Source organism: Granulibacter bethesdensis CGDNIH1 (assembly GCF_000014285.2).
In the GTDB taxonomy this organism is placed as follows: domain Bacteria; phylum Pseudomonadota; class Alphaproteobacteria; order Acetobacterales; family Acetobacteraceae; genus Granulibacter; species Granulibacter bethesdensis.
Window position 1 is genome coordinate 1,130,698 of record NC_008343.2, and the last position, 21,664, is coordinate 1,152,361.

General features: G+C 59.6%; 22 protein-coding genes. 9 read left to right on the plus strand and 13 right to left on the minus strand.

From position 1 onward, the window contains the following. The first annotated feature begins 35 nt into the window (after positions 1-35). Together recO and parC are read left to right on the plus strand one after the other, a co-directional pair. On the plus strand, positions 36-788 hold the full coding sequence (gene recO, locus GBCGDNIH1_RS17460) for a DNA repair protein RecO (protein ID WP_011631701.1): 753 nt from the start codon (positions 36-38) through the stop codon (positions 786-788). After that, entirely contained in the window at positions 781-2,994 is a 2,214-nt protein-coding gene (gene parC / locus GBCGDNIH1_RS17465; RefSeq protein ID WP_043452777.1) for a DNA topoisomerase IV subunit A, read from the plus strand. The genes recO and parC overlap by 8 nt, the downstream gene beginning before the upstream one ends. A gap of 3 nt (positions 2,995-2,997) precedes the next feature. On the opposite strand, the gene GBCGDNIH1_RS17470 is transcribed toward parC, so the two are convergent. Both GBCGDNIH1_RS17470 and GBCGDNIH1_RS17475 read right to left on the minus strand, forming a co-directional pair. After that, positions 2,998-3,801 carry an arginyltransferase gene (locus tag GBCGDNIH1_RS17470; RefSeq protein WP_011631703.1) on the minus strand — a complete coding sequence of 268 codons (804 nt, stop codon included), beginning with the start codon at positions 3,799-3,801 and terminating at the stop codon, positions 2,998-3,000. Continuing rightward, positions 3,798-6,152 (minus strand): penicillin acylase family protein, encoded by a 2,355-nt coding sequence (locus GBCGDNIH1_RS17475; protein WP_050748414.1) that lies wholly within the window; start codon positions 6,150-6,152, stop codon positions 3,798-3,800. The genes GBCGDNIH1_RS17470 and GBCGDNIH1_RS17475 overlap by 4 nt, the downstream gene beginning before the upstream one ends. A gap of 163 nt (positions 6,153-6,315) precedes the next feature. Between GBCGDNIH1_RS17475 and GBCGDNIH1_RS17480 the strand changes: the two genes are divergently transcribed. Continuing rightward, positions 6,316-7,161, plus strand: a complete 846-nt coding sequence (locus GBCGDNIH1_RS17480; protein ID WP_025319083.1) for an alpha/beta fold hydrolase — start codon at positions 6,316-6,318, stop codon at positions 7,159-7,161. Between the two features lie 163 nt (positions 7,162-7,324). Beyond that, complete coding sequence (locus GBCGDNIH1_RS17485) at positions 7,325-7,648, plus strand: 2Fe-2S iron-sulfur cluster-binding protein (RefSeq protein WP_025319082.1); 324 nt, start codon at positions 7,325-7,327, stop codon at positions 7,646-7,648. A 16-nt stretch (positions 7,649-7,664) separates the two neighbouring features. Here GBCGDNIH1_RS17485 and GBCGDNIH1_RS17490 read toward each other — a convergent pair whose 3' ends face one another. The 10 genes from GBCGDNIH1_RS17490 to glyA all read right to left on the minus strand — a co-directional run bounded on the left by GBCGDNIH1_RS17490 (position 7,665) and on the right by glyA (position 15,885). Beyond that, positions 7,665-7,994: a DMT family transporter gene (locus tag GBCGDNIH1_RS17490; protein WP_011631707.1), complete on the minus strand. Its 330-nt coding sequence runs from the start codon at positions 7,992-7,994 to the stop codon at positions 7,665-7,667. Between the two features lies 1 nt (position 7,995). Then, a complete protein-coding gene (hemB, locus tag GBCGDNIH1_RS17495) occupies positions 7,996-9,015 on the minus strand; it encodes a porphobilinogen synthase (RefSeq protein ID WP_011631708.1) in 1,020 nt (339 codons plus the stop codon). 39 nt (positions 9,016-9,054) lie between these two features. Next, the gene (gene thiL / locus GBCGDNIH1_RS17500) at positions 9,055-10,050 is read right to left on the minus strand and encodes a thiamine-phosphate kinase (RefSeq protein WP_011631709.1); all 996 of its coding nucleotides are present in this window, start codon (positions 10,048-10,050) and stop codon (positions 9,055-9,057) included. A gap of 3 nt (positions 10,051-10,053) precedes the next feature. After that, positions 10,054-10,545: a transcription antitermination factor NusB gene (nusB, locus tag GBCGDNIH1_RS17505; protein WP_011631710.1), complete on the minus strand. Its 492-nt coding sequence runs from the start codon at positions 10,543-10,545 to the stop codon at positions 10,054-10,056. Further along, positions 10,542-11,048, minus strand: a complete 507-nt coding sequence (ribH, locus tag GBCGDNIH1_RS17510; protein WP_011631711.1) for a 6,7-dimethyl-8-ribityllumazine synthase — start codon at positions 11,046-11,048, stop codon at positions 10,542-10,544. The genes nusB and ribH overlap by 4 nt, the downstream gene beginning before the upstream one ends. Further along, complete coding sequence (gene ribB / locus GBCGDNIH1_RS17515) at positions 11,045-12,205, minus strand: 3,4-dihydroxy-2-butanone-4-phosphate synthase (protein WP_011631712.1); 1,161 nt, start codon at positions 12,203-12,205, stop codon at positions 11,045-11,047. The genes ribH and ribB overlap by 4 nt, the downstream gene beginning before the upstream one ends. Positions 12,206-12,220: 15 nt before the next feature. Next, positions 12,221-12,844: a riboflavin synthase gene (locus tag GBCGDNIH1_RS17520; RefSeq protein WP_011631713.1), complete on the minus strand. Its 624-nt coding sequence runs from the start codon at positions 12,842-12,844 to the stop codon at positions 12,221-12,223. Further along, positions 12,826-13,956 (minus strand): bifunctional diaminohydroxyphosphoribosylaminopyrimidine deaminase/5-amino-6-(5-phosphoribosylamino)uracil reductase RibD, encoded by a 1,131-nt coding sequence (gene ribD, locus GBCGDNIH1_RS17525; RefSeq protein WP_043452778.1) that lies wholly within the window; start codon positions 13,954-13,956, stop codon positions 12,826-12,828. Before ribD ends, GBCGDNIH1_RS17520 begins: the two co-directional genes overlap by 19 nt. Next, positions 13,943-14,416: a transcriptional regulator NrdR gene (gene nrdR, locus GBCGDNIH1_RS17530; protein WP_011631714.1), complete on the minus strand. Its 474-nt coding sequence runs from the start codon at positions 14,414-14,416 to the stop codon at positions 13,943-13,945. Before nrdR ends, ribD begins: the two co-directional genes overlap by 14 nt. 173 nt (positions 14,417-14,589) lie before the next feature. Continuing rightward, a complete protein-coding gene (gene glyA / locus GBCGDNIH1_RS17535; RefSeq protein WP_011631715.1) occupies positions 14,590-15,885 on the minus strand; it encodes a serine hydroxymethyltransferase in 1,296 nt (431 codons plus the stop codon). 218 nt (positions 15,886-16,103) lie between these two features. On the opposite strand from glyA, the gene GBCGDNIH1_RS17540 reads away from it, so the two are divergent. After that, positions 16,104-17,603, plus strand: coding sequence for an amino acid permease (locus tag GBCGDNIH1_RS17540; protein ID WP_011631716.1), 1,500 nt, complete (start codon positions 16,104-16,106; stop codon positions 17,601-17,603). Between the two features lie 78 nt (positions 17,604-17,681). Here GBCGDNIH1_RS17540 and GBCGDNIH1_RS17545 read toward each other — a convergent pair whose 3' ends face one another. Next, positions 17,682-18,191, minus strand: a complete 510-nt coding sequence (locus GBCGDNIH1_RS17545) for an outer membrane protein assembly factor BamE (RefSeq protein ID WP_011631717.1) — start codon at positions 18,189-18,191, stop codon at positions 17,682-17,684. A 242-nt stretch (positions 18,192-18,433) separates the two neighbouring features. On the opposite strand from GBCGDNIH1_RS17545, the gene GBCGDNIH1_RS17550 reads away from it, so the two are divergent. The 4 genes from GBCGDNIH1_RS17550 (at position 18,434) to GBCGDNIH1_RS17565 (ending at position 21,617) form a co-directional block, all read left to right on the plus strand. Then, positions 18,434-18,976 carry a DUF177 domain-containing protein gene (locus GBCGDNIH1_RS17550; protein ID WP_011631718.1) on the plus strand — a complete coding sequence of 181 codons (543 nt, stop codon included), beginning with the start codon at positions 18,434-18,436 and terminating at the stop codon, positions 18,974-18,976. A gap of 245 nt (positions 18,977-19,221) precedes the next feature. Then, a complete protein-coding gene (gene rpmF, locus GBCGDNIH1_RS17555; RefSeq protein WP_011631719.1) occupies positions 19,222-19,434 on the plus strand; it encodes a 50S ribosomal protein L32 in 213 nt (70 codons plus the stop codon). A gap of 70 nt (positions 19,435-19,504) precedes the next feature. After that, positions 19,505-20,611, plus strand: coding sequence for a phosphate acyltransferase PlsX (gene plsX, locus GBCGDNIH1_RS17560; protein WP_011631720.1), 1,107 nt, complete (start codon positions 19,505-19,507; stop codon positions 20,609-20,611). A 37-nt stretch (positions 20,612-20,648) separates the two neighbouring features. Continuing rightward, on the plus strand, positions 20,649-21,617 hold the full coding sequence (locus GBCGDNIH1_RS17565) for a beta-ketoacyl-ACP synthase III (RefSeq protein WP_011631721.1): 969 nt from the start codon (positions 20,649-20,651) through the stop codon (positions 21,615-21,617). Positions 21,618-21,664: the final 47 nt, after the last annotated feature.

Here is a 21,664-nt window from a genome sequence, read left to right on the forward strand (position 1 = left end):
CTCCGGTTGCAGACCGGTTACAGAGGGATGGCCTGATGGAATGGACGGCGCCCTGTATCGTGTTGAGTGCCCAGCCTTACGGTGAGGCAGACTGTTTGGCTGCGGTCTTTTCCGAGGATCAAGGACTGTATAGAGGACTGGTCCGTGGTGGTACATCGCGGCAGCGCGGCGGTATCTGGCAGCCGGGCAACCTCGTTATGGCACGTTGGACGGCGAGGTTGGCCGATCAGCTTGGCTCCCTGACGGCGGAGTTGATCCATCCGGCTGCTGCGCTGGCCATGGATGATCCCCTTAATCTGGCCGTGCTGCGGTCCCTTTGCACCGTTGCGGAAGGCGCATTGCCAGACCGGGAGGCACATCCCGCCGCTTTTATACCCTTGCCCGGTCTGCTGACACGCCTCTCGCTTGGCGGGGGGCAGGTGGTTGAGGATGCCATACGATGGGAAGCGATCTTGCTGCGGGAGCTTGGCTACGGCCTCGATCTTCAGCGTTGTGCTGTAACGGGGCAGGTGAGCGGTCTGCATTACGTCTCGCCGCGTACGGGCCGCGCTGTCTCATCAGACGCGGCAGAGCCATGGCTGGACCGGCTTTTGCCGCTACCGGCTTTCCTGTTGCATCAGGCGGAAACCGACAGTGATCCGGTCGCCTGGCGGGACGGATTACGGCTCACCGGGTATTTTTTATCGCGGGATGTGTTCGGAACCCGGCATCGCCCTCTTCCCCCGGCGCGCATGTCGCTATACGACCGTATCGCGGCACTGACGGAAACGGAACGTGAACATGCCTGACGACATGATAGGCCGGGTTGAGGATACCAGGCTGGCGGATGCCTTGTCGGAGCGATATCTGGCGTATGCACTGTCCACCATTATGGCGCGTTCCCTGCCGGATGTCCGTGATGGGCTGAAGCCTGTGCATCGGCGGCTGATTTACGCGATGCATCAGCTGCGGCTTGATCCCGATGCCGGCTTCAAGAAATGCGCCCGTATCGTCGGGGATGTGATCGGTAAATATCATCCTCACGGCGATTCCGCGGCTTATGAGGCTTTGGTGCGTCTGGCCCAGGATTTCGCCTCCCGTTATCCGCTGGTCGATGGGCAGGGCAATTTCGGCAATATCGATGGCGATGGGGCGGCAGCCTATCGCTATACCGAGGCCCGACTGACCGAAGTCGCCCGCACCATGCTGGAAGGCATTGATGACGATGCGGTTGATCTCCGCCCGACCTACAATGCTGAAGAAGTCGAACCGGCCGTGCTGCCCGCTGCTTTTCCCAATCTGCTTGCCAATGGGGCGGCAGGGATTGCGGTTGGTATGGCAACGTCGATCCCGCCCCATAATGCCGGACAGGTCTGTGATGCCGCTCTGGCGCTGATCGAGAACCCACAGGCCGATACGGCGATGCTGCTGGATCATCTGAAAGGCCCGGATTTTCCGACCGGTGGCATTCTGGTGGAAGATCGTGCCTCAATGCTTCAGGCCTACGAGACCGGGCGGGGTGGCTTCCGTGTCCGGGCACGCTGGCACAAGGAGGATGGTCGTCTCGGCAGTTGGCGTATCATCATCACCGAAATTCCCTATCAGGTGCAGAAGGCCCGGCTGATCGAGCAGGTGGCGGCACTGATGGAGGAGAAAAAGCTGCCTCTGCTCGCCGATATCCGTGATGAAAGCACCGAAACCGTCCGTATCGTGCTGGAGCCTAAATCCCGCACCATCGCTCCCGATGTGCTGATGGAAACGATGTTCCGTGCCACCGCGCTGGAAAGCCGTTTCCCGCTGAACATGAACGTGCTGGACGCCACCCGCACCCCCCGTGTGATGGGGGTGAAGGAGGTTCTGCGGCAATGGCTGGATCACCGGCATGAAGTGCTGATCCGCCGCTCCACCCATCGTTTGGCGTCGATCGACCGGCGTCTTGAAATTCTGGATGGCTTCCTGCTGGTTTACCTCAACCTCGATGAGGTTATTCGCATCGTACGGGAGGAAGACGAGCCGAAAGCCGCGTTGATCGCGGCATTTTCCCTGACCGATATGCAGGCCGAAAGTGTGCTGAACATGCGCCTGCGCTCCCTGCGCAAGCTGGAGGAAATGGAGATCAGGCGTGAACACGCCAAACTCAGCAAGGAACGCAAGGATCTGGATGCGCTGCTGAAGAGTGAACCTCTGCGCTGGAAACGCATTGCCCATGAAGTGGCAGCGGTCCGGGATCAGTTCGGCAGTGGCAAGCTGGGTGATCGCCGCACGGATATTGCAGGCCCCCCCGCCACGGTCGAGGTTGCGGCCGAAGCCTTTGTGGAGAGGGAGCCGATCACCGTCATCCTGTCCGAAAAGGGCTGGATGCGGGCACTGAAAGGCCATATCGCGGATACGGTCGAGCTTCGTTTCAAGGAGGGAGATGCCCTGCGTTTTGCTCTGCCCTGCGAGACTACGGACCGGCTCTGTCTGCTCGCCACCAATGGCAAGGCCTACACGCTGAAAGCCGCCGATCTGCCGCGCGGGCGTGGTGACGGCCAGCCCGTGCGCCTGCTGGCTGGTTTCGGCAATGAGGATGACGTCATTGCCCTGCTGGTTCCGAAGGAAGAAGCACGCTACCTGCTGGTCTCGTCAGCGGGGCGTGGTTTTGTAATCCGTGGTGCCGATCTGCTGGCGGAGAAGCGCACCGGGCGCCAGGCGCTGAACGTCAAGCCGGGTGAGGAAGCCGCTTTCTGTGTGCCGGCAGAGGGTGATCATGTCGCTGTGATCAGCGAGAGCCGGAAACTGCTGGTTTTCCCACTGGAACAGGTACCGGAAATGGCCCGTGGGGCTGGCGTGATCCTGAACAAGGGCGGTGCGCCACGCGACATCATGGTGCTTACGCTGGCTCATGGGCTGAGCTGGATGTCCGGAGAAAAACAGCGGGTGGAGCGCGATCTTTCCTACTGGCTCGGGGCGCGGGGACAATCTGGGAAGGTTCCGCCCAACGGATTCCCGAAATCGGGCCGGTTCAGGAACTGAATTTTATTCCTGACCGGTGGAAAACCCGGTGGCGGATGGTCTGAACAGTGGCCGGGTCTGTTCTTCCTGTTCCTCAATATCAGCCTGTGTGAGAGGTCGCCATGCTCCACGGGACAGGATTTCTGCCGGTTGATAGGCTGATTTATAGGCCATTTTACGGCTGTTCGCGACCCAATAGCCCAGATAGAGATAGGGCAGTCCTTCCGCCTTCGTCTGTGCGACCATGGACAGGATGGCGTAGCTGCCCAACGAGCGCTGCGGCAGATCGGGATCGTAGAAGCTGTAGACTGCGGACAGCCCGTCATTCAGCCGGTCGGTCAGACAGGCACAGAGCAGGACATCATCCTGATCCCTGAATTCCAGAATGCTGGTCTGGATCGGCGTATCCTCGACCATGGCGCGGTAATCGGTAAAACCCATCGCCGCCATATCGCCATCACCGTGACGGCTTTTCTGGTAACGCTGGAACAGCATGAACTGCTCGTGTGTTGCTTGTGCGGGCACGTCGAACATCTCGACTCCGGCATTGGTGCGGTTGATGCGTCGCCTTGTGCGGGTCAGACGGAAATCATTGACCGCGATCCGGATGGGAACGCAGGCATTACAGCCCTGACAGACCGGAGCATAAGCAATGTTGTGGCTGCGCCGGAATCCTGCACGCGACAGCCGGTTATGCAGAGTTTCCGCATCCGGGCCGGTGATTTCGGTGACGACCTTCCGCTCCATGCGCCCGTCGAGATAGGGGCATGGCGAGGCACCGGTCGTATAGAAAAACTGCGGCCGATAGAGTGGTTTGCTGTCATTCATGGGGCATTGGCCGGGATCAGATGCAGAATGGCTTCTATATGGGATGGCTCCTGCCCGAGCGGGAGGGTCTGTCCATCCCGCCAAAGCGGAATGAAATCTCGCGCATGGGGGCTGAACACATTACCCGACTGTCCGGGGGCGGCGATGAAGCGGCTGCGCGTCAGATCAGCCAGATCGTAAACCCCGCGATAGGAGGCTCCATGCAAGTCCTCAAAGTCACCATCAGCCAGAGTATGATCGGCGCCGATGGCATGGGATGTGCCGGCCCGTCCGACTGTACTGTCATCACCGCTGACCGAAGCGGAGGCCTGCCCGACCAGTTTCAGCACTGGAATGCGGCTGAGCAGAGGATGGCGGAATGTGACCTGATGAGCCTGCCCCCATTGCCACTCTGCCGCGCGAGGGCCGTAGAGTGCTTTCAACTGATGCACGGTCTCCTCCAGGGTCCGGGTGAGCTGTTGGGTGCAGTCTGATCCGTCGCACCAGTGGGCGCCGGCATCCGACAACAGCCACGCGCTGAATTCCAGCGGGGGAACGGCAGCATCCGGCACCGGGACATTGGCCTTTGCGAGTACGGCGCTGCGGAAACGATCCATCCAGGCATTGAAAATGAGTGGGGCAGGGCTGGACTCGGACATGGTGCCATCCCATCCGGCTAGCAATGACAGGGCCGTTTCGGTATCGCCTTCGGCCCGGATAAGCCGCAGGCGAGGTAACAGCGTCTGCGCAAACAGGCTGCGCCGATCGGTTTGCATCGTGACAAAATCATCCAGACTGGCCTTACCCGCTCCATCCAGCATTTGCCGGATACGGTTGGCCCGCCATTCTCCCAACCCGTCGCGGCCCAGAAAAGCCTGATTGCCGACCGGATCGGAAGTTCTCAGCCGTTCATTCGCGTTGACCAACCGCCCGGAGGAGGGGGCGAGGCTGTGCGGCAGAGCATCTCCGCTGATTGTGCCGGTCCAGTCATGCGAGCCATCTGCACCGGGGACAGGCCAGCTGCCATCTCCCTCCTTGCGTAGCGGCAGGCGACCGGTTGTAAAGACCCCGATCGTGTCATGATCCGCAATCAGCAGGTTCTGTACCGGGCTGGAGATCAGCGGTGCAGCCAGCGATGCTTCCTGTACACTTTGTGCTTTGTTGAGCATGGCAAGCCCGGCAGAGGCCGTATCACCCCGCATCAATCCGGTTGCGGACAGGGCCATGACCGGACCCGACCGGCCAGCCAGATCGCTGATGACGGGGCCATGCCGGGTTTCTCGCACGGTCAGGGTTACATCGGTGGCACCGCGCACATGGATGATCTCCTGTCGCGTTTCATAAGCCAGTTTTCCGTCCGGGCTGGCGTAATGTCCGGGATCGAGTTCGGTTTCGATGAACAGATCCTGCGTATCGGCGACGCTGGTGGTGAAGGTCCAGGCAATCCGGCCATTATGGCCGATGATCAAAAAGGGTGTTCCCGGTGCGGTCGCTCCGACCAGAACATGATCCGGTGTCTCGATCCGGGCGAGATACCACAGACCTGGCAGACCAAACGACAAATGCGGGTCTCCTGCCAGAAGTGGTGCTCCGGTCGCGCTATGGGCGCCGTCCACGGCCCATTCATTGGACGCGGTGGAGGGCAGGGTGAATCGCGCGCCCTCCTGTGGCAGCATAGCCAGAAGGTGGCGGGCAGCCTCCGCAAAGCGGGGAGACAAAAGCGCGGCATCAACAGGTTTTTCCGTGCTCCCTGCCGGCCATAGCTCCATGATGCGGTCTCTGGGTATGGTCGCTGCCAGTTCCGCACGCGCCAGTTCTGTCCGGTAATTGCCGGACAGATAGAGCATCATGCTCTTGCCCCAGAGCAGGCTGTCCACCGGAGACCACGGTTCGGGTGCACTGCTCAGCAGGAATTCAGGACTTGAGAAACGACCTTTTTCCTGAAAACGGGCATTAACCCCGTTCGCATAGGCAACCAGCAAAGCCTTCGTGGCAGGCGGCAGCGTCTGCAGATCGGCCTCGGCGCGATGGCGCAGCCCCAGCGTGCGCATCAGCCTGTCAAGTGGAAGTGTGGCCGTGCCAGCAAGCTCCGAAAGCCTGCCCGACGCGGCACGGCGCATCAGATCCATCTGAAACGCCCGGTCACGCGCATGCACATAGCCGAGGGTGAAGGCGGCATCCTCATCCGACCCTGCCTTGATCCATGGAATACCGTGTGCATCAAACTGGATCAGGGCTTCCTTTCGCAGCAGGCCGGCTCTGGCCGTATGATCCTGTGCAGGCAGGGTAAGCCACACCGCACCAGCCACAAGACCGGCAGCCAGCGCGATCATCACGCCTGAAATGGCCAGAGTGCGGCGTATCATCCGCATCAAGGCTCTGCTCCCGGCGCTGTTTTTGTCCCGACACACACGGAAGCATTTCCCATGGTGCAGCGCCCCTCTTATAAGACGTTTCGCGCAAGGATGGACCGCGCATCGTCTTATGGGCAAGCAATCCCTTTCGAATAAGGATTCCGTACTGCGTGATTCCTTCATGAACCAGCCGCAAACACGGTTTGTCCGCTATCTGCTCAAAGGTGCTTTTTACCGGCTCTCTTATCGTGCGTGGGGGAAGCCCGATCTGCCACCCCTGATATGTGTGCATGCGCTGACCCGGAATGCTCATGATTTCGATGTGCTTGCGCGCGCCATGTCGGATCGTTTCCATGTCATCTGCCCTGATCTGCCGGGGCGGGGTGCCTCGGACTGGTTGCCGGATGCCTCCTTGTATGAGCCCCAGAATTATGTGACTGCGCTTGCGCATCTGTTGGGGGGGATAGAACAACCGGTATCGTTTCTGGGGACTTCTCTGGGTGGTCTGTGCGGGATGCTTCTGGCCAGTTCGCTGGGTCATCCGATTGAAAAACTGGTGCTGAACGATATTGGGCCCCTTATTCCGGGACGCTCTTTGTCACGAATTCGGGATTACATGCTGCGCGCAAGACCGGAATTCCCGGATATGTGCGGTCTGGAGGCCTATTTAAGACAGGTGCACGCAGGCTTTGGGCCTCTGACCGATCGCCAGTGGGAACGTCTGGCCCGTCACAGTGCCCGGACTTTGGCGGATGGGCGCGTCGCCTTGCATTACGATCCGGGCATCGCCCGGCCAATGCGCTCCATGCTGGCGATCGACACGAATCTCTGGCGGGTCTGGGAGAAGATCAGGGTGCCGGTCATGGTGGTGCGGGGGGAAAGCAGTGATGTGCTGCTGCCGGACACTGTCGAGCGTATGGTGCGGGGCGGTGCCACCAGTCTGGAGGTGCCGGGATGCGGTCATGCACCCGCCCTGATGGATCGGCCCAGCATTCAGGCGATCAGGCGGTTTTTGCTGGGATCCTGATGCTGACAGAAAACCCTCCTGACTGCGCTTCCGAAGTGCGGTGATCTGCTTTAGAGGGGGCATCCGTCGAGCGACACTTGATTTGTGACGTCAGGAGCCTGTGTTTCCGCGTTCATCACGGAATAAGAAAGGCCGGACCCTGCGGATACGGGAGAGAGAACGCATGCCTGTTGCTATTTTCGTCAATGCTGCCGGGGCTCGTCAGGAAGTAGACGTCCCGAATGGTGTCAATCTGGTTGAGGCAGCGATTGATAAGGGTGTGCAGGAACTGGCAGCGATTTGCGGGGGGTATCTGCAATGCGCAACCTGTCATGTGTTTGTGGAGGAAGATTTTCTGAATCGTCTGCCGCCGCGTTCGGTTGATGAGGATTCCATGCTGGACAGTACAGCAGAACCAAGGCGGGAGAACAGCCGGCTGGCCTGTCAGATCGTGATGAATGACACGCTGACAGGTATTGTCGTGCATATGCCTGACCGACAGATGTGATCTGCCTGGCGTAGCTTTAATGCCCTGTGCTGGACAGCAGATTGATGGTCAACACCCCGGCAATAATCAGCCCGATTCCTGCCAGCGCGGCGGCATCGAGTTTCTGGCCCAGAAACACGACGCCGATCAGGGCGATGGCTGCCGTGCCGATGCCCGACCAGACCGCATAAGCGGTTCCTACCGGCATCGTGCGCAGAGCCTGCGCCAGCATGAAAAAGGCTGCTCCGTAAGCGAGGGCGATCACTGCAATCCAGCCTGGTTTGCTGAAGCCTTCGGATTGTTTCAACCCGACCGTGCCAATCACTTCTGACAGAATAGCCAGAAGGAGCCATGCGCCTGCTGGCATGTCAGCCCTCCTTCAGTCGTCTGGCAGCTTCAGGAGCGAAATAAGTCAGGATGCCGTCCGCTCCGGCCCGGCGGAAGGAAAGCAGGCTTTCCAGCACCACTTTTTCCCGGTCGAGCCAGCCATTCCGGATCGCGGCCATGATCATCGCGTATTCACCCGAGACCTGATAAGCGAAAGTCGGCATGCCGAACCGGTCCTTGATCCGCCGGATAATGTCCAGATAGGGCATGCCCGGTTTCACCATGACCATGTCGGCCCCCTCCTGAATATCCAGTGCGACCTCGCGAAGTGCCTCATCGCTATTGGCCGGATTCATCTGGTAGGTTTTTTTATCTCCCCGCAATGCGCCGCCTGAACCGACCGCATCGCGGAAGGGACCATAAAAGGCGCTGGCATATTTGGCGGCATAGCTCATCAGTCGCGTATGAATAAAACCTTCGGCATCCAGCGCCTGGCGGATTGTACCGATGCGCCCGTCCATCATGTCGGAGGGAGCCAGAATATCGATCCCGGCCCGTGCCTGATTCAATGCCTGCTGCACCAGTGCCTGAACACTGTCGTCATTATCGACATACAGGATTTCGCCCGGCAGGGTTTTCTGTGCCCTCAGCACGCCATCCTGACCGTGATCCGTATAGGGGTCGAGCGCCACATCGCCGATCAGCCCGAGTTGGGGAAAATGCTGCTTCAGCAGACGTGTCGCCTGACAGATCAGATTATCGGGATTGGCGGATTCCGTACCCTCGGCATTCTTCAATCCCGGTGGAGTGGCGGGAAAAAGAGCAATGGCCGGGATTCCCAGCCCTGCGGCCGGCCCGACATGATCCACCAGCCGGTCGAGCGAAACCCGCTGCACGCCGGGCATGGAGGTAATTTCAGTGAGGGCGTTGTTACCGTCCTGAATGAAGATCGGCCAGATCAGATCATTGACGCTCAGCGTGTGCTCGGCAACCAGACGCCTGGTCCAGTCATCGACCCTATTACGGCGCAGTCTTGTGGTCGGAAAAGAGCCGAAGGTCACGCTAAGCCTCCAATGACAGGGCAGACCGGGATGACAGGACTAAAAATGCTGCCATCCTTTCCGTTCGAATGGCATGACGCTTCCATCCGATGCAAGAACATGCACGCCGGGTTTTTGACCGGAGCGGGCATGGAACCGTCCAATCCTCTGTACCGGAATACCGAGAGAGTCTGCGCGTTGCCGCAGCGGGACCGTGCAGGAGGGTGAAACGGCCATGACGAGTTCATAATCATCCCCGCCGGAGAGGCAAAGCGGCAGATATTCCGGCATGTGCCTACGCGCCGCATCGGAAAGGGGAACAGTGTCGGCCTCGACCAGCGCATCAAGACCCGATGCCGTGCAGAGATGGCCAAGATCCTGCAACAGCCCGTCAGAAATATCGGCGGCGGCCTGCACCAGACTCTGATCAATCAACCCCAGTCTGGGGCTTGGCAGGTGATAGCGCCCGGCCAGAAAATCATCCGGGTCGGCCAGCCCCTCTGTCAGTGCCAGCAGCCCGAGTGCGCCATCGCCGATAGTACCGGTGACCCATATCTCATCATCCGGGCAGGCCCCCTGACGCCTGACTGCCTTACCCGGTTCGACCGTACCGATGACGGTCAGGGACAGACAGGCCGGGCCCTTGATGGAGGTGGTGTCCCCGCCCAATAAAGTGATACCGAATATGCCCTGATCTTCAGCCAGCCCGGCAGTAAAGGCTGTGAACCATGGGGCCGGATCGGTCCCGCGCGGCAGTGCCAGCGTCATCAGATAGTGCAGCGGTGCGGCCCCCATCGCCGCCAGATCGGACAGATTGACCCGCAACAGCTTGCGGGCAAGCAGATGAGGATCGGTGCCTGGCAGATAATGCACCCCCTCCACCATCGCATCGGCAGCCAACACAAGGGAGAGGCCGGGGGGTGGTTGCAGCAGGGCTGCATCATCGGTGAGGTTCAGCCCCCCCGCTGCGGCAAGCGGTGCCAGATAACGGGCGATCATGCCGAATTCGCCGTTATCCGGAGGGCTGCCGTAGAAGGATGGGGGAGGGGCTGTCACCGTTCAGCCTTGCTGACGCTCTCCGGCAAACTCTTCCGGTCGCAACTGGCGGGCCAGTGCGTTGAGGATGCCATTGACCATGCGTGGCTCCTCCCCCTGAAAAAAGCCGTGGGCGATATCCAGATATTCGTTGATGACGACACGCGGCGGTGGACCGTCTTTCATTCGTAATTCGCAGGCACCGGCGCGCAGCAAGGCGCGCAGCACCGGATCAAGTCGCGCCAGCGGCCATTCGGCAGGCAGCGCGGTGATCAGCAATGGATCGATCACGTCCTGTTCTTTGGTGGCCGCACGGACGATGCGTGAGAACAGTGGTACCTCGGCATCCGGAATACGGCCATCCTCGAAACCATCCTGACCCGGCAGCGCGCCAAGGCGGAAACGAACAAACTGCTCAATGACGGCTTCAAGGCTTTCCTGAGCCTGCTCGCCCTGAAACAGGGCCTGAACAGCTGCAACGCGAGAGGCCGTGCGCGGACGTGTGCGACGGTTCATAAAGACTTCTCCACGCGACGGCGCAGGGAAATCTGCTTCAGGGCTGCAACGGCGGCCTCGGCACCTTTGTTATGGCTGTGCATTGCGCTGTCAGAAGGAGGCGCGGAACGGTCCAGAGCCTGCTGTAGGGTCGAGACGGTGAGCAGACCATTGCCCAGCGCCAGCACATCATCCAATGCCACGCGCATCAGGCCGGCCATCGCTTCGCGGCAGATATGGTCGTAATGGTCCGTATCGCCTTTTACCACGCAGCCAAGCGAGATATAGCCATCGTAGCGGTTATTGGCAGAGCGCTGCACGATCGCGATTGCCTGAGGTAACTCGTAGGCTCCCGCCACATCGGTGATCTCGTAGGTGGCTCCCGCTTCGGTAAGAATACGTGCCGCGCCTGCGGTCAGCCCGTCCACGACATCGGTATAGTAAGGCGCACGCACGATCAGCACATGCGGAGGCGCTCCGTCGATGACGGGTGCGGTGGGAAAGGGGGCGTCCTGGGTGCTCATCCGCCGTGATGGTCCTTCAGATGGCGCTGTTCGACGATATTCAAACCGTATCCTTCCAGCGCGACGATGTTCAGATGGGTATTGGATAGCAGAATCATGTCCTTGACACCCAGATCACTCAGAATCTGCGCACCGATTCCATAGCTGCGCAGGGAGGCTGTGGGGCGCCCGGAGGAGGCAAGCCCGGCGACACGGGCCGACAAACCTGTGGAACTGGTGTTCCGTAAAAGAACAACCGCGCCCTCGCCGAGATCAGCGATCATCTGCATGGCGCTGTGCAGGGAGGAGCTATGCGGTCCGCCCAGCACATCATCCACCAGATCGACCGCATGCATGCGCACAGGGAACGGCCGACCAGGCTCCGGAGAACCTTTGACCAGCACAAGATGTTCCTCATACTCCACCGTATTGGCATAGACGATGATCCGCCACGTGCCGCCGATTTCGTGGTGCAGGGTGTTTTCAGACACCTGGCGCACGAGTTTTTCGGTGTGATGGCGGTAGGAAATGAGATCGGCGATCGTGCCGAGCTTCAGATTGTGATGCTGTGCGAAGGAGACCAGATCTGGCAACCGGGCCATGGTGCCGTCATCGTTCATGATTTCGCAGATGACGCCAGACGGGTAGAGTCCGGCCAGCCGGGCGATATCCACCGCAGCTTCGGTATGGCCTGCCCTCATCAGCGTGCCGCCCTCGCGGGCCATCAAAGGAAACACATGGCCAGGGGTCACGATGTCATCCCGGGTGGTTTCCGGATTGATCGCGGTGGCCACGGTATGGGCGCGGTCATGCGCGGAGATACCGGTGCTGACGCCATCCCTTGCCTCGATGGAGACGGTGAAGGCCGTCTGGTGACGCGTGCCATTGGATTGGCTCATCAGCGGCAGACCGAGCTGTTCCACACGGCGTCTGGTCAAGGCGAGGCAGATCAGGCCGCGTGCGTAACGCGCCATGAAATTGATGGCATCCGGTGTTGCGAACTGGGCCGGAATAACCAGATCGCCTTCATTTTCCCGGTCCTCATCATCCACCAGAATGAACATCCGGCCCGCGCGGGCCTCTTCGATGATTTCACTGGCCGGGCTGATATAATCGGTCAGGCTGGCACGGGCGATGGAGGCGGTGGCCACTTGGCTGGCCTGCTGTACGTTCGTCATAAAGCGGCTTTCAGTTCATCTTCCTTCCGTCCCGAGGTCATGGGTAACGCTCAGGCGGTCAACATAGCGTGCAAGCATGTCGATTTCGATATTCACGCGGCTTCCTGCCACCAGTGTTCCGATGGTCGTGACGGAGCATGTATGCGGAATGACATTGACGCCGAAAACGTCATTCTCAACCTCGTTCACGGTCAGGGAAACCCCGTCGACCGCAATGCTGCCTTTCTGCGCGATATAGCGCGCAAGATGGGATGGGGCACGGAAGCGCATTCTGGTGGAGCCGTGTTCCGGCAGAACGAAGATAACCTCCGCCACCCCGTCCACATGGCCGGAGACGATATGGCCTCCCAACTCATCCCCGATTTTCAGGGCGCGTTCGAGGTTGATCATGCTGTTCTGGTGCCAGCTTCCCAGCGTTGTTTTGGAAAGCGTTTCCGCCGATACCTCCGCTACGAAAGCGGTATCCCCGGCAAACTCAACGACTGTCAGGCAGCAGCCGGAACAGGCAATGGAAGCACCGGTAACCGCCCCCGTCAGAAATCCTTCCGGCGTGGTGATGGTCAGCCGCATATCCGAACCGCCTTCCAGCGGGCTGATCGTGGCAACCGAGCCGAGACCGGTTACGATGCCGGTGAACATGTCTCTTCCTTTCTCAATTCTGTCACCATATCTGTGCCGACAGCCTTGGTCGATACGGCGTGGAAGCGCGGCATGACCGAAAGGGTGGGTAGGCTGAGCGCTCCCGTAGCGGCGTATCCGTCTGCGCCTATGATGGCAGGGGCATGATACCAGACGATATCGTCCACATGCTCCTCGCGTAGCAAGGAGGCGGCGATTTGCCCCCCCCCTTCTACCAGAATCCATGTCAGCCCGGCTTCACCCAATTTTTGTAGTGCGGTGCGCATGATCAGCCGCCCTGTTTCAGGGGCAACTGGCACTGGCAGGACTTTCGCCCCCGCTTGCTCCAGCGCGGCACGCCGAGCCGGATCGGCGTCATCGGCACAGAGAATCCATACTGGTCCCGCTCCATCGTGCAGCATGCGGGCATTCAGGGGCATCCGCAGCCGGGAATCGGCAACCAGTCGTAACAGCGGAGTCTGTCGTGCCCCGGTGAGGCGGCAGGTCAGGCTGGGATTGTCGGCCAGAACTGTCCCGATACCAGTCAGGATTGCATCATGGCGTGCCCGTACCGCCTGAACGTGATGCCGGGCCTGTACACCGGTGATCCATTGACTTTCTCCACTGGCGGTGGCGATGCGTCCATCCAGTGTTGACGCGAGTTTCAGGGTAACGCGGGGACGCCCATAGCGTAAACGATGCAGAAACCCTGCCGTCACCTGTGCGGCTTCTTCTTCCAGAACGCCTGTGCGTACCTCAATCCCGGCTTCCCGCAACCGGGTGATGCCGCCACCATCCACGCGCGGATCAGGATCACGGAGTGCTACGACGACTCGCGCTATACCGGCTGCAATCAGCGCATCGGAACAGGGTGGGGTGTGTCCGTGATGGCAGCAGGGTTCAAGAGTGACATAGGCAGTGGCACTCTGCGCCAGAGTTCCGGCCTGAGCCAGCGCCTGCGGCTCTGCATGGGGTCTGCCACCATGGGCGGTGACACCCCGCCCGACAACTCTGCCTTTATGCAGGATGACACAGCCTACGGATGGGTTTGGCCATGTTTCCCCCCTGTGCCGTGCCGCCAACGCCAGCGCCGCACGCATAGGCGGCAGATCGGGATCGTCAGGATGACTCATCGGATTCTTTTGACGCTGCCTGTCCGCCGAGGAAAGTCTGGAAATCGCCTGCATCGCTGAAATTCCGGTACACGCTGGCGAAGCGGACATAGGCTACATCGTCTACCTCCTTCAGTGTCTGCATCACCAACTCGCCGATCAGCTTGCTGGGAATTTCGGTTTCTCCGCTGCTTTCAAGCTGCCGTACAATTCCGGTGATCATTTTTTCGATCCGGTCGGGATCAATGGGACGTTTCCGCAAGGCAATCTGCACCGAACGGGTCAGCTTGTCCCGGTCGAAGACCACACGCCTCTGATCCGTCTTGACCACGATCAGTTCCCGCAATTGCACCCGCTCGACCGTAGTAAAGCGCTGCATGCAGGCCGTGCAGGAGCGTCTGCGCCGTATAGCGGTGCCATCATCGGTGGGCCGGCTGTCCTTGACCTGGGTATCCTCGTGTCCACAGAACGGGCAGCGCATGGGATGCGATATTCCTTACAAAAAACGCCGCCCCATTCCCCGGCTGCGGGAGAATCGACCCGCAGGATCAGGAAGTAGGACGGCGTGTAATCTATCGCACCCTGCCGTATCGATCACCTGCCTCCGTCATGACGGAGGCAGATGGCAGGGAAGCGGGGTCTCGAAGCAGGCTCTCAGTGATTGCGATAGAGCGGGAAACGCTTGCAGAGCGCCTTGACCTCGGCGCCGACTTCCTGCTCGACGGCTTCGTTGGAGCCGTTTTCGCCAGCCTTGGACAAGCCTTCCACCACGCGGTCGATCATCAGCCCGATCTCGCGGAATTCAGCCTCGCCAAAGCCGCGGGACGTGCCGGCCGGCGTGCCGAGACGAATGCCGGAGGTCACGGCGGGCTTCTGCGGGTCGAACGGAATGGCGTTCTTGTTGGTGGTGATATGGGCGCGGCCGAGGCTCTCATCAGTGGCTTTGCCGGTCACATTCTTCGGACGCAGATCGACCAGCATCAGATGGGTGTCGGTGCCGCCGGACACAATGGCCAGCCCGCGTTCCACCAGCGTGGAAGCCAGAACCTTCGCATTGTTGGCAACGGATTGCTGATAGGTCTTGAAGTCCGGCTTCAGGGCTTCCCCGAAGGCAACGGCCTTGGCAGCGATGACATGCATCAGCGGGCCACCTTGCAGACCGGGGAACACGGCGGTGTTGAATTTCTTGCCCAGCTCAAGGTCATTGGTGAGGATCATGCCGCCACGCGGGCCACGCAGGGTCTTATGGGTGGTGGTGGTGACCACATGCGCATGCGGCAGCGGGGACGGATAGATGCCGGCTGCGACCAGACCGGCGAAATGCGCCATGTCGACCATGAAATACGCGCCGACTTCATCTGCGACCTTACGGATGCGGGGGAAGTCGATAAAGCGCGGATAGGCAGAGCCACCGGCGATGATGATCTTCGGCTTGTGCTCGCGGGCGAGGGCTTCCAGCTCCTCATAATCCAGCAGGCCGTCTTCCTTGCGGACGCCGTACTGAACTGCGTTGAACCACTTGCCGCTGACGGTGGGGGCCGCACCATGGGTCAGATGGCCGCCAGCGGCGAGGCTCATGCCCAGAATGGTGTCGCCCGGCTTGGCCAGTGCGAAGAACACCGCGCCATTGGCCTGTGCGCCGGAATGCGGCTGCACGTTGGCGAATTCGCAGCCGAACAGCTGCTTGGCGCGGTCAATGGCGAGCTGCTCGGCGATGTCGACCGCCGCGCAACCACCGTAGTAGCGCTTGCCGGGATAACCCTCGGCATATTTATTGGTCAGGACGGAACCCTGAGCTTCCAGAACCGCCGCAGAAACGATGTTTTCGCTGGCGATCAGTTCGATACCGTCTTCCTGACGGTGAAATTCTTTTTCCAGGGCCGCGAACAGGTCGGGATCAGTATCGGCGAGGCGTGCGCCGAAAAAGGCATCAAGGGCGGATGCGGACATTGTATTCATCCTTGGACGGTCATGAGAGCAACTTGATTGCGTCAGCTAACACAATCGGGACGTGTTTGGAAACACCGACTATCCTTGCGCCCGATAGGCGCTGTCGATCACAGGAAGACGATTATAAAATTCCCTGGACAGGCTGCTCAGACATTTCCGACATGGAGAGGCGGTTCCGCATCCATAAGGCTTTATTTGTGCTGAGGAGTCCTCCCTCTATGTCTTCTCCTGATGCTTCAATCACGGGCAGGCCTGCTCATAGCCTGTTTTCAAGAAAACCGATTACCGAAATTGATGAGCATAAGGGTGAGCTGAAGCGTGCCCTGAATGCCTGGCATATGATCGCATTGGGAATCGGTGTTATCATCGGGGCAGGGCTGTTTTCACTGACCGGGCTTGCCGCGGGTGATTATGCCGGGCCGGCAGTCGTGATCAGCTTCATGATCGCTGCCATCGGCTGCGGGCTGGCCGGATGCTGTTACTCCGAACTCGCCAGTATGATCCCGGTGGCAGGAAGTGCCTACACATATGCTTATGCCACACTGGGCGAACTGGTCGGCTGGATCATAGGCTGGGATCTGGTGCTGGAATATGCTGTGGGCGCCGCTACCGTTGCTTCCAGCTGGACCAGCTATTTCAAGGTGTTGCTTGCCCAGTTCGGGCTTGCCCTGCCGCCACGCCTGACCGCATCGCCCTTCAGCATTGTGGAGCTGGCAGATCATTCCCATGTGCACGGGCTGATCAACCTTCCCGCTTTTATCGTTGTCGTGGCGGTGTCGGTGGTTTTGATGCGCGGTGTGACCGGGTCGGCATGGTTGAATGCCGTCATCGTCATGCTGAAACTCACCATCGTCGTGCTGGTGATCGTGCTGGGCGCATCCTACGTGAATACCGCGAATTACGTGCCTTTCATCCCGGAGAATACGGGGGAGTTCGGCCATTTCGGATTATCCGGCGTGATGCGGGGTGCGGCGGTGATCTTCTTCTCCTATGTCGGCTTTGATGCCGTTTCAACTGCGGCGCAGGAGGCTTATAATCCCCAACGTGACGTGCCGCTGGGTATTCTCGGTTCTTTGGTGATCTGTGCCATTCTCTATGTCGGCTTCGGCCTGGTGTTGACGGGGATCGTCAATTATCAGGAACTCGGCGTTATGGTGGATAAAATGGCGCCTATTTCGACCGCCATTTCCAGAACGCCTTATGAATGGCTGAAATCCGCCATCTATGTCGGTATTCTATGCGGCTACACGACAGTGGTGCTGGTACTGCTGATGGGGCAGAGCCGGGTTTTCTATTCTATGGCATCGGACGGATTGTTGCCCGCTATTTTTGCGCGCGTTCATCCGCAATGGCGCACCCCGTGGCTCACCAATCTGCTGTTCATGGTTTTCGCGGGTGTGATGGCTGCTTTTGTGCCCGGCTCGTGGCTGGGAGAGGCGACTTCCATCGGCACGCTGCTGGCGTTCATTCTGGTCTGCATCGGCGTGATGGTATTGCGCAGGACTGATCCGGACCGTCCACGTCGGTTCAGAACCCCTTTTGTCCCGCTTGTACCGTTGGTCGGAATCCTGTTCTGCGGCGCGATGATGCTATCGCTGGATATCTGGACATGGGTTCGTCTGATCGCATGGCTGATCATCGGACTGGTCGTGTTTTTCGGTTACAGCCGGAAACGGAGCTTGCTGGCGCGTCAGGCGGCCATGAATGAGGTGGGCTGATGTCAATAAGGAAAAGGCCGGTGAAAACCGGCCTTTCTGATATTGGGATCGTCTGAAGAAAAAGCAGAGCGGGAATGATCAGCGATCACCACCGAACCGCCCGCCAGGTGCATTGCCGCCGCCACCGCCCATGCCGCCTGCATTGAAACGACCGACATTGCCAAACAATTGCTGCATCCAGGATGCCTCGCTGCCCGGGGATGGGGTTGCACGCCGGACCATACTGACGGGCGCCGCATCATCCTTGCCATAGAGCTTGATGTTCTTCAGCACACCGTTCTGATCGAACGAGACCGTGACCACGTTTTGCTGGAGAATGTCGTTGGTCCCGGCAATCTGCATTTCAGTGGTCTGGGTGATATAGACCCACTGGTTATTATCGAACGTGGCTTTTGTCGTCGGAGAGCCGAGCAGAGAAGCCACATCCGCCTGGGTCGAGGTTCCGGGGGTCAGCTCTTTCAGCAGATCGACATCGACCTTATTGCCGCGAACGACTCTGTCCGGGGCGAAGAAGCTGCATCCGCCCAACAGCGTGGCGGACAGCGTCAGCACGGCAAGAGTGCGGGATAGGGTGGCTGTGCGGCGCAAGACGTATCCTCAATCGGAATCGGCGTTCAGCGGAGGTCTACAGACGCATGATGGCCTGCCCCTTCGGGGTGTCATGCTTGGCCGTTTCTGTCAATCACACTGTTGCGCGAGCGATCCTTCCAATAAGACACCCAGGCATTCCGCCCGTGTGGAAAGGGCTATGAAAAAATGGTGGCAGGGCCTGCTTTGCCGTCAGCTTCCAGGTATTCTGACAGTGCTTTATCTCAGGAAGACGAATCGCGATGCAGCCCGAATTTTCCAGACTGATCCAGCCTGATACCATTCCTGCGGGCGGCAGGACGGTCGATATCAAGGCGCGTGCCGAGGAATGCGAAGCTATTGCCAGCCGACTGGGGCTGGAGGCAGTGGCCGGGTTTTCCTGCGCCTTCGTTCTGGAACCGCAGCGCGGCGGCGTGATTCGTGCCCATGGCCGGATGGAGGCTGCCGTCACCCAGACATGCGTGGTCAGCCTTGAGCCTTTCAGGGCGAAGATCAAAGAGAGCTTTACTCTGCGTTTGACGCCGGAACACAAGCTTAATCCTGATTTCGATATCGAGGAGGAAGAAGACGAAGTTCCCTATACCGGGGATCAGATCGATCTCGGTGAAGTGGCGGTGGAGCAGCTGGCTCTCACCCTCGACCCTTACCCCCGCAAGCCCGGCGTCACTTTTGAATCAGGAGAAGACGAGGCAGCAGACGATGAATCCGCAGAGCAGGCCGAATCATCCCGGGAGAATCCGTTTTTGCGTCTCGCTGCGCTGAAAAAGCCGGTCAACGATCTTTAAAGGGGCCGATGAGCATGGCTTCTGCGCATTCACGCATTTGAATCGAACAGCGATCTCCGCTACAGAGCGCTCCATACAGTGTCTATGACCGGTCATGGCAGCCCGGTTCTGGACGCTGAGTGTTTTTCTTGCGGTGTCCGCCGGTCTCTGCTAGACGCCGCGCCTCACGACTTTGCCGAACTCTCAAGGGGTTTCGCCGCCAATGGGGCGGTTACACCCCGTTTGATAATAAGAAGGGCCGTTCCATGGCTGTTCCGAAGAAGAAAACCTCGCCCTCACGGCGTGGCATGCGTCGCAGCCATCAGGCGCTGACGGGTGAAGCCTATACCGAATGCTCGAATTGTGGCGAGCTGAAGCGTCCCCATCATGTCTGCGGCCATTGCGGCCATTATGATGGCCGTGAAGTTGCTGCTGCCGGAAATTCCGGTCGTGGCCTGAAGGGCGTGGTGCGGGTCTGATCAGACCCGCCTGCATCCGGCCATTCGGATATCCGGTTACAGTCAGTCAGGCAGTATAAGGGCATCAGACGTGGCCTCCAAAACGGCGGCAGACCATTTCAATCGTGATTCTTTCGTTCTCGCAATTGATGCGATGGGGGGAGACCACGCGCCAGAGATCGTGGTCGAAGGCATGGCCATCGCCGCCGAACGCCATCCGGATGCGCGCTTTCTGCTGGTTGGGGATGAAACCCTGCTGGCCCCTTTGCTGGCACGCTGGCCGAGGGCCGCTTCTGTTTGTACCGTCCGGCACGCGCCTGTAAAAGTAACAGGCGAAATGAAGGCGGCCGCTGCATTGCGGCTCCGGGACTCTTCCATGCGGATCGCTATCGACGCGGTAGCGCATGGTGAAGCATCCGGTGTCGTCTCCGCAGGCAATTCAGGCGCGTTGCTGGCACTGGCCAAAATCATTCTCAAGACTTTGCCCGGCATTGATCGTCCGGCGCTGGCGGCTATCATGCCATCGGCGCGGGGCGATATTCTGATGCTCGATCTCGGCGCGAATGTGCTGTGTGATCCTCGCAATCTGGTTGAATTCGCGATCATGGGTGATGTCTTTGCGCGCAGTGTGCTGGGCCTGACGGCGCCGCGTATCGGGCTTCTCAATGTGGGATCCGAGGAGCAGAAAGGCGACGACCGCATTCGCACCGCCGCCGAGATGTTGCGCACGAGCCATCTGGCACAGCAATTCCATGGCTTTGTCGAAGGCCACGATATTGCAGGCGGGACGACCGACGTCGTGGTTGCGGACGGGTTTTCCGGCAATATCGCGCTCAAGACCGCCGAAGGCACAGCAAAGATGCTGGGTGGCCTTCTGAAGCAGATATTTACCAGTACAATTCTTGCGCGTCTGGGCTATCTGCTGGCCCGCGGCGGGTTGGAGCGTCTGCGGGAATGGCTTGACCCGCGGCGTTATAATGGCGCGGTTCTCGTCGGCCTGAATGGTGTCGTGGTCAAATCGCATGGCGGAACCGACGCGCAGGGGTTTGCACATGCGGTCGACGTGGGCATGGATATGGTATCCAATCGTTCCAGTGATCGCATCCGTGAAGGAATCGCAAAACTGGTCGAACTTTCCGGAGCAGCGCATCCTGCCCGGGATAAGGATGGAACAGCTCAACTGGCTGAAGCCCGCTAGATTTTGCGGGTAGGAAACGGAAAAGAGAAACGCGACGATGAAGCGTTCCATAATCGCCGGCGTCGGCGCGTATTTGCCCAGCACTGTGGTCAGCAACGATGAATTGGCAAAGCGTGTGGACACGTCTGATGCCTGGATCCGTGAGCGGACCGGGATAGAGCAGCGTTATCTTGCAACGGCTGATGAAAGCTGTGCCTTTATGGCGGCCCGTGCCGCTGAGCGTGCCCTTGCCCATGCCGGAATGACGGCGGATGACGTAGACGCTATTCTGGTGGCAACCAGCACCCCCGATCAGGTCTTTCCGGCTGTTGCCGTACGGGTGCAGGCTTTGCTGGGGGCTAAAAGAGGATTTGGATTCGACCTTTCCGCCGCGTGCAGCGGCTTCGTGTATGGCCTGTCCATGGGTGATGCGCTGATCCGCAGTGGTCAGGCCAAGGGCGTGCTGGTGATCGGGGCGGAGGTTTTTTCCCGTCTACTGGATTGGGATGACCGGCGTACCAATGTGCTGTTCGGGGATGGGGCCGGAGCGGCTTTTCTACGCGCATCCACGGATAATGATGATCCAGCGCGAGGCATTCTGTCGACACATCTCCATTCGGAAGGAGAATTCGGCGATATCCTGTTCATTGACGGGGCTAATGGTGTCGCTGGTCATCCCGGCACCATTGTTATGAATGGCAGGGAAGTTTTCCGCCACGCTGTCGGTAAAATGGCGCAGGCGGTTGAGGAAGCAATGGCCGCCAATGATCTGACCCCGGCCGATATTGATTGGCTGGTGCCGCATCAGGCCAATTTGCGCATCATTGAGGCAATGGGCAAAAAGCTGGATCTGCCGCCGGAAAAGGTGGTTGTGACGGTCAACCGGCATGCCAACACATCGGCAGCGTCTATTCCGCTGGCATTGAATGAGGCGGTCCAGGATGGGCGTATCCAGCCCGGCTCTGTCGTGCTGATGGAGGCGCTGGGTGGCGGCCTTACCTGGGGTTCCGCGATTCTTCGCATGTAATCATAAAGCCTGTGCCATCTGCTTATCTGTTGCTGAGATGCAACAGG

What these genes read in the sequence shown, in the direction of transcription:
- nusB (WP_011631710.1), bottom strand. Translation starts at nt 10,545, where the DNA reads ATGAACCGTCGCACACGTCCGCGCACGGCCTCTCGCGTTGCAGCTGTT.
- ribD (WP_043452778.1), bottom strand. Translation starts at nt 13,956, where the DNA reads ATGAGTCATCCTGACGATCCCGATCTGCCGCCTATGCGTGCGGCGCTG.
- GBCGDNIH1_RS17490 (WP_011631707.1), bottom strand. Translation starts at nt 7,994, where the DNA reads ATGCCAGCAGGCGCATGGCTCCTTCTGGCTATTCTGTCAGAAGTGATT.
- GBCGDNIH1_RS17540 (WP_011631716.1), top strand. Translation starts at nt 16,104, where the DNA reads ATGTCTTCTCCTGATGCTTCAATCACGGGCAGGCCTGCTCATAGCCTG.
- rpmF (WP_011631719.1), top strand. Translation starts at nt 19,222, where the DNA reads ATGGCTGTTCCGAAGAAGAAAACCTCGCCCTCACGGCGTGGCATGCGT.
- nrdR (WP_011631714.1), bottom strand. Translation starts at nt 14,416, where the DNA reads ATGCGCTGCCCGTTCTGTGGACACGAGGATACCCAGGTCAAGGACAGC.
- glyA (WP_011631715.1), bottom strand. Translation starts at nt 15,885, where the DNA reads ATGTCCGCATCCGCCCTTGATGCCTTTTTCGGCGCACGCCTCGCCGAT.
- ribB (WP_011631712.1), bottom strand. Translation starts at nt 12,205, where the DNA reads ATGACGAACGTACAGCAGGCCAGCCAAGTGGCCACCGCCTCCATCGCC.
- GBCGDNIH1_RS17565 (WP_011631721.1), top strand. Translation starts at nt 20,649, where the DNA reads ATGAAGCGTTCCATAATCGCCGGCGTCGGCGCGTATTTGCCCAGCACT.
- GBCGDNIH1_RS17470 (WP_011631703.1), bottom strand. Translation starts at nt 3,801, where the DNA reads ATGAATGACAGCAAACCACTCTATCGGCCGCAGTTTTTCTATACGACC.
- GBCGDNIH1_RS17475 (WP_050748414.1), bottom strand. Translation starts at nt 6,152, where the DNA reads ATGCGGATGATACGCCGCACTCTGGCCATTTCAGGCGTGATGATCGCG.
- GBCGDNIH1_RS17550 (WP_011631718.1), top strand. Translation starts at nt 18,434, where the DNA reads ATGCAGCCCGAATTTTCCAGACTGATCCAGCCTGATACCATTCCTGCG.
- ribH (WP_011631711.1), bottom strand. Translation starts at nt 11,048, where the DNA reads ATGAGCACCCAGGACGCCCCCTTTCCCACCGCACCCGTCATCGACGGA.
- GBCGDNIH1_RS17485 (WP_025319082.1), top strand. Translation starts at nt 7,325, where the DNA reads ATGCCTGTTGCTATTTTCGTCAATGCTGCCGGGGCTCGTCAGGAAGTA.
- GBCGDNIH1_RS17480 (WP_025319083.1), top strand. Translation starts at nt 6,316, where the DNA reads ATGAACCAGCCGCAAACACGGTTTGTCCGCTATCTGCTCAAAGGTGCT.
- recO (WP_011631701.1), top strand. Translation starts at nt 36, where the DNA reads ATGGAATGGACGGCGCCCTGTATCGTGTTGAGTGCCCAGCCTTACGGT.
- GBCGDNIH1_RS17520 (WP_011631713.1), bottom strand. Translation starts at nt 12,844, where the DNA reads ATGTTCACCGGCATCGTAACCGGTCTCGGCTCGGTTGCCACGATCAGC.
- parC (WP_043452777.1), top strand. Translation starts at nt 781, where the DNA reads ATGCCTGACGACATGATAGGCCGGGTTGAGGATACCAGGCTGGCGGAT.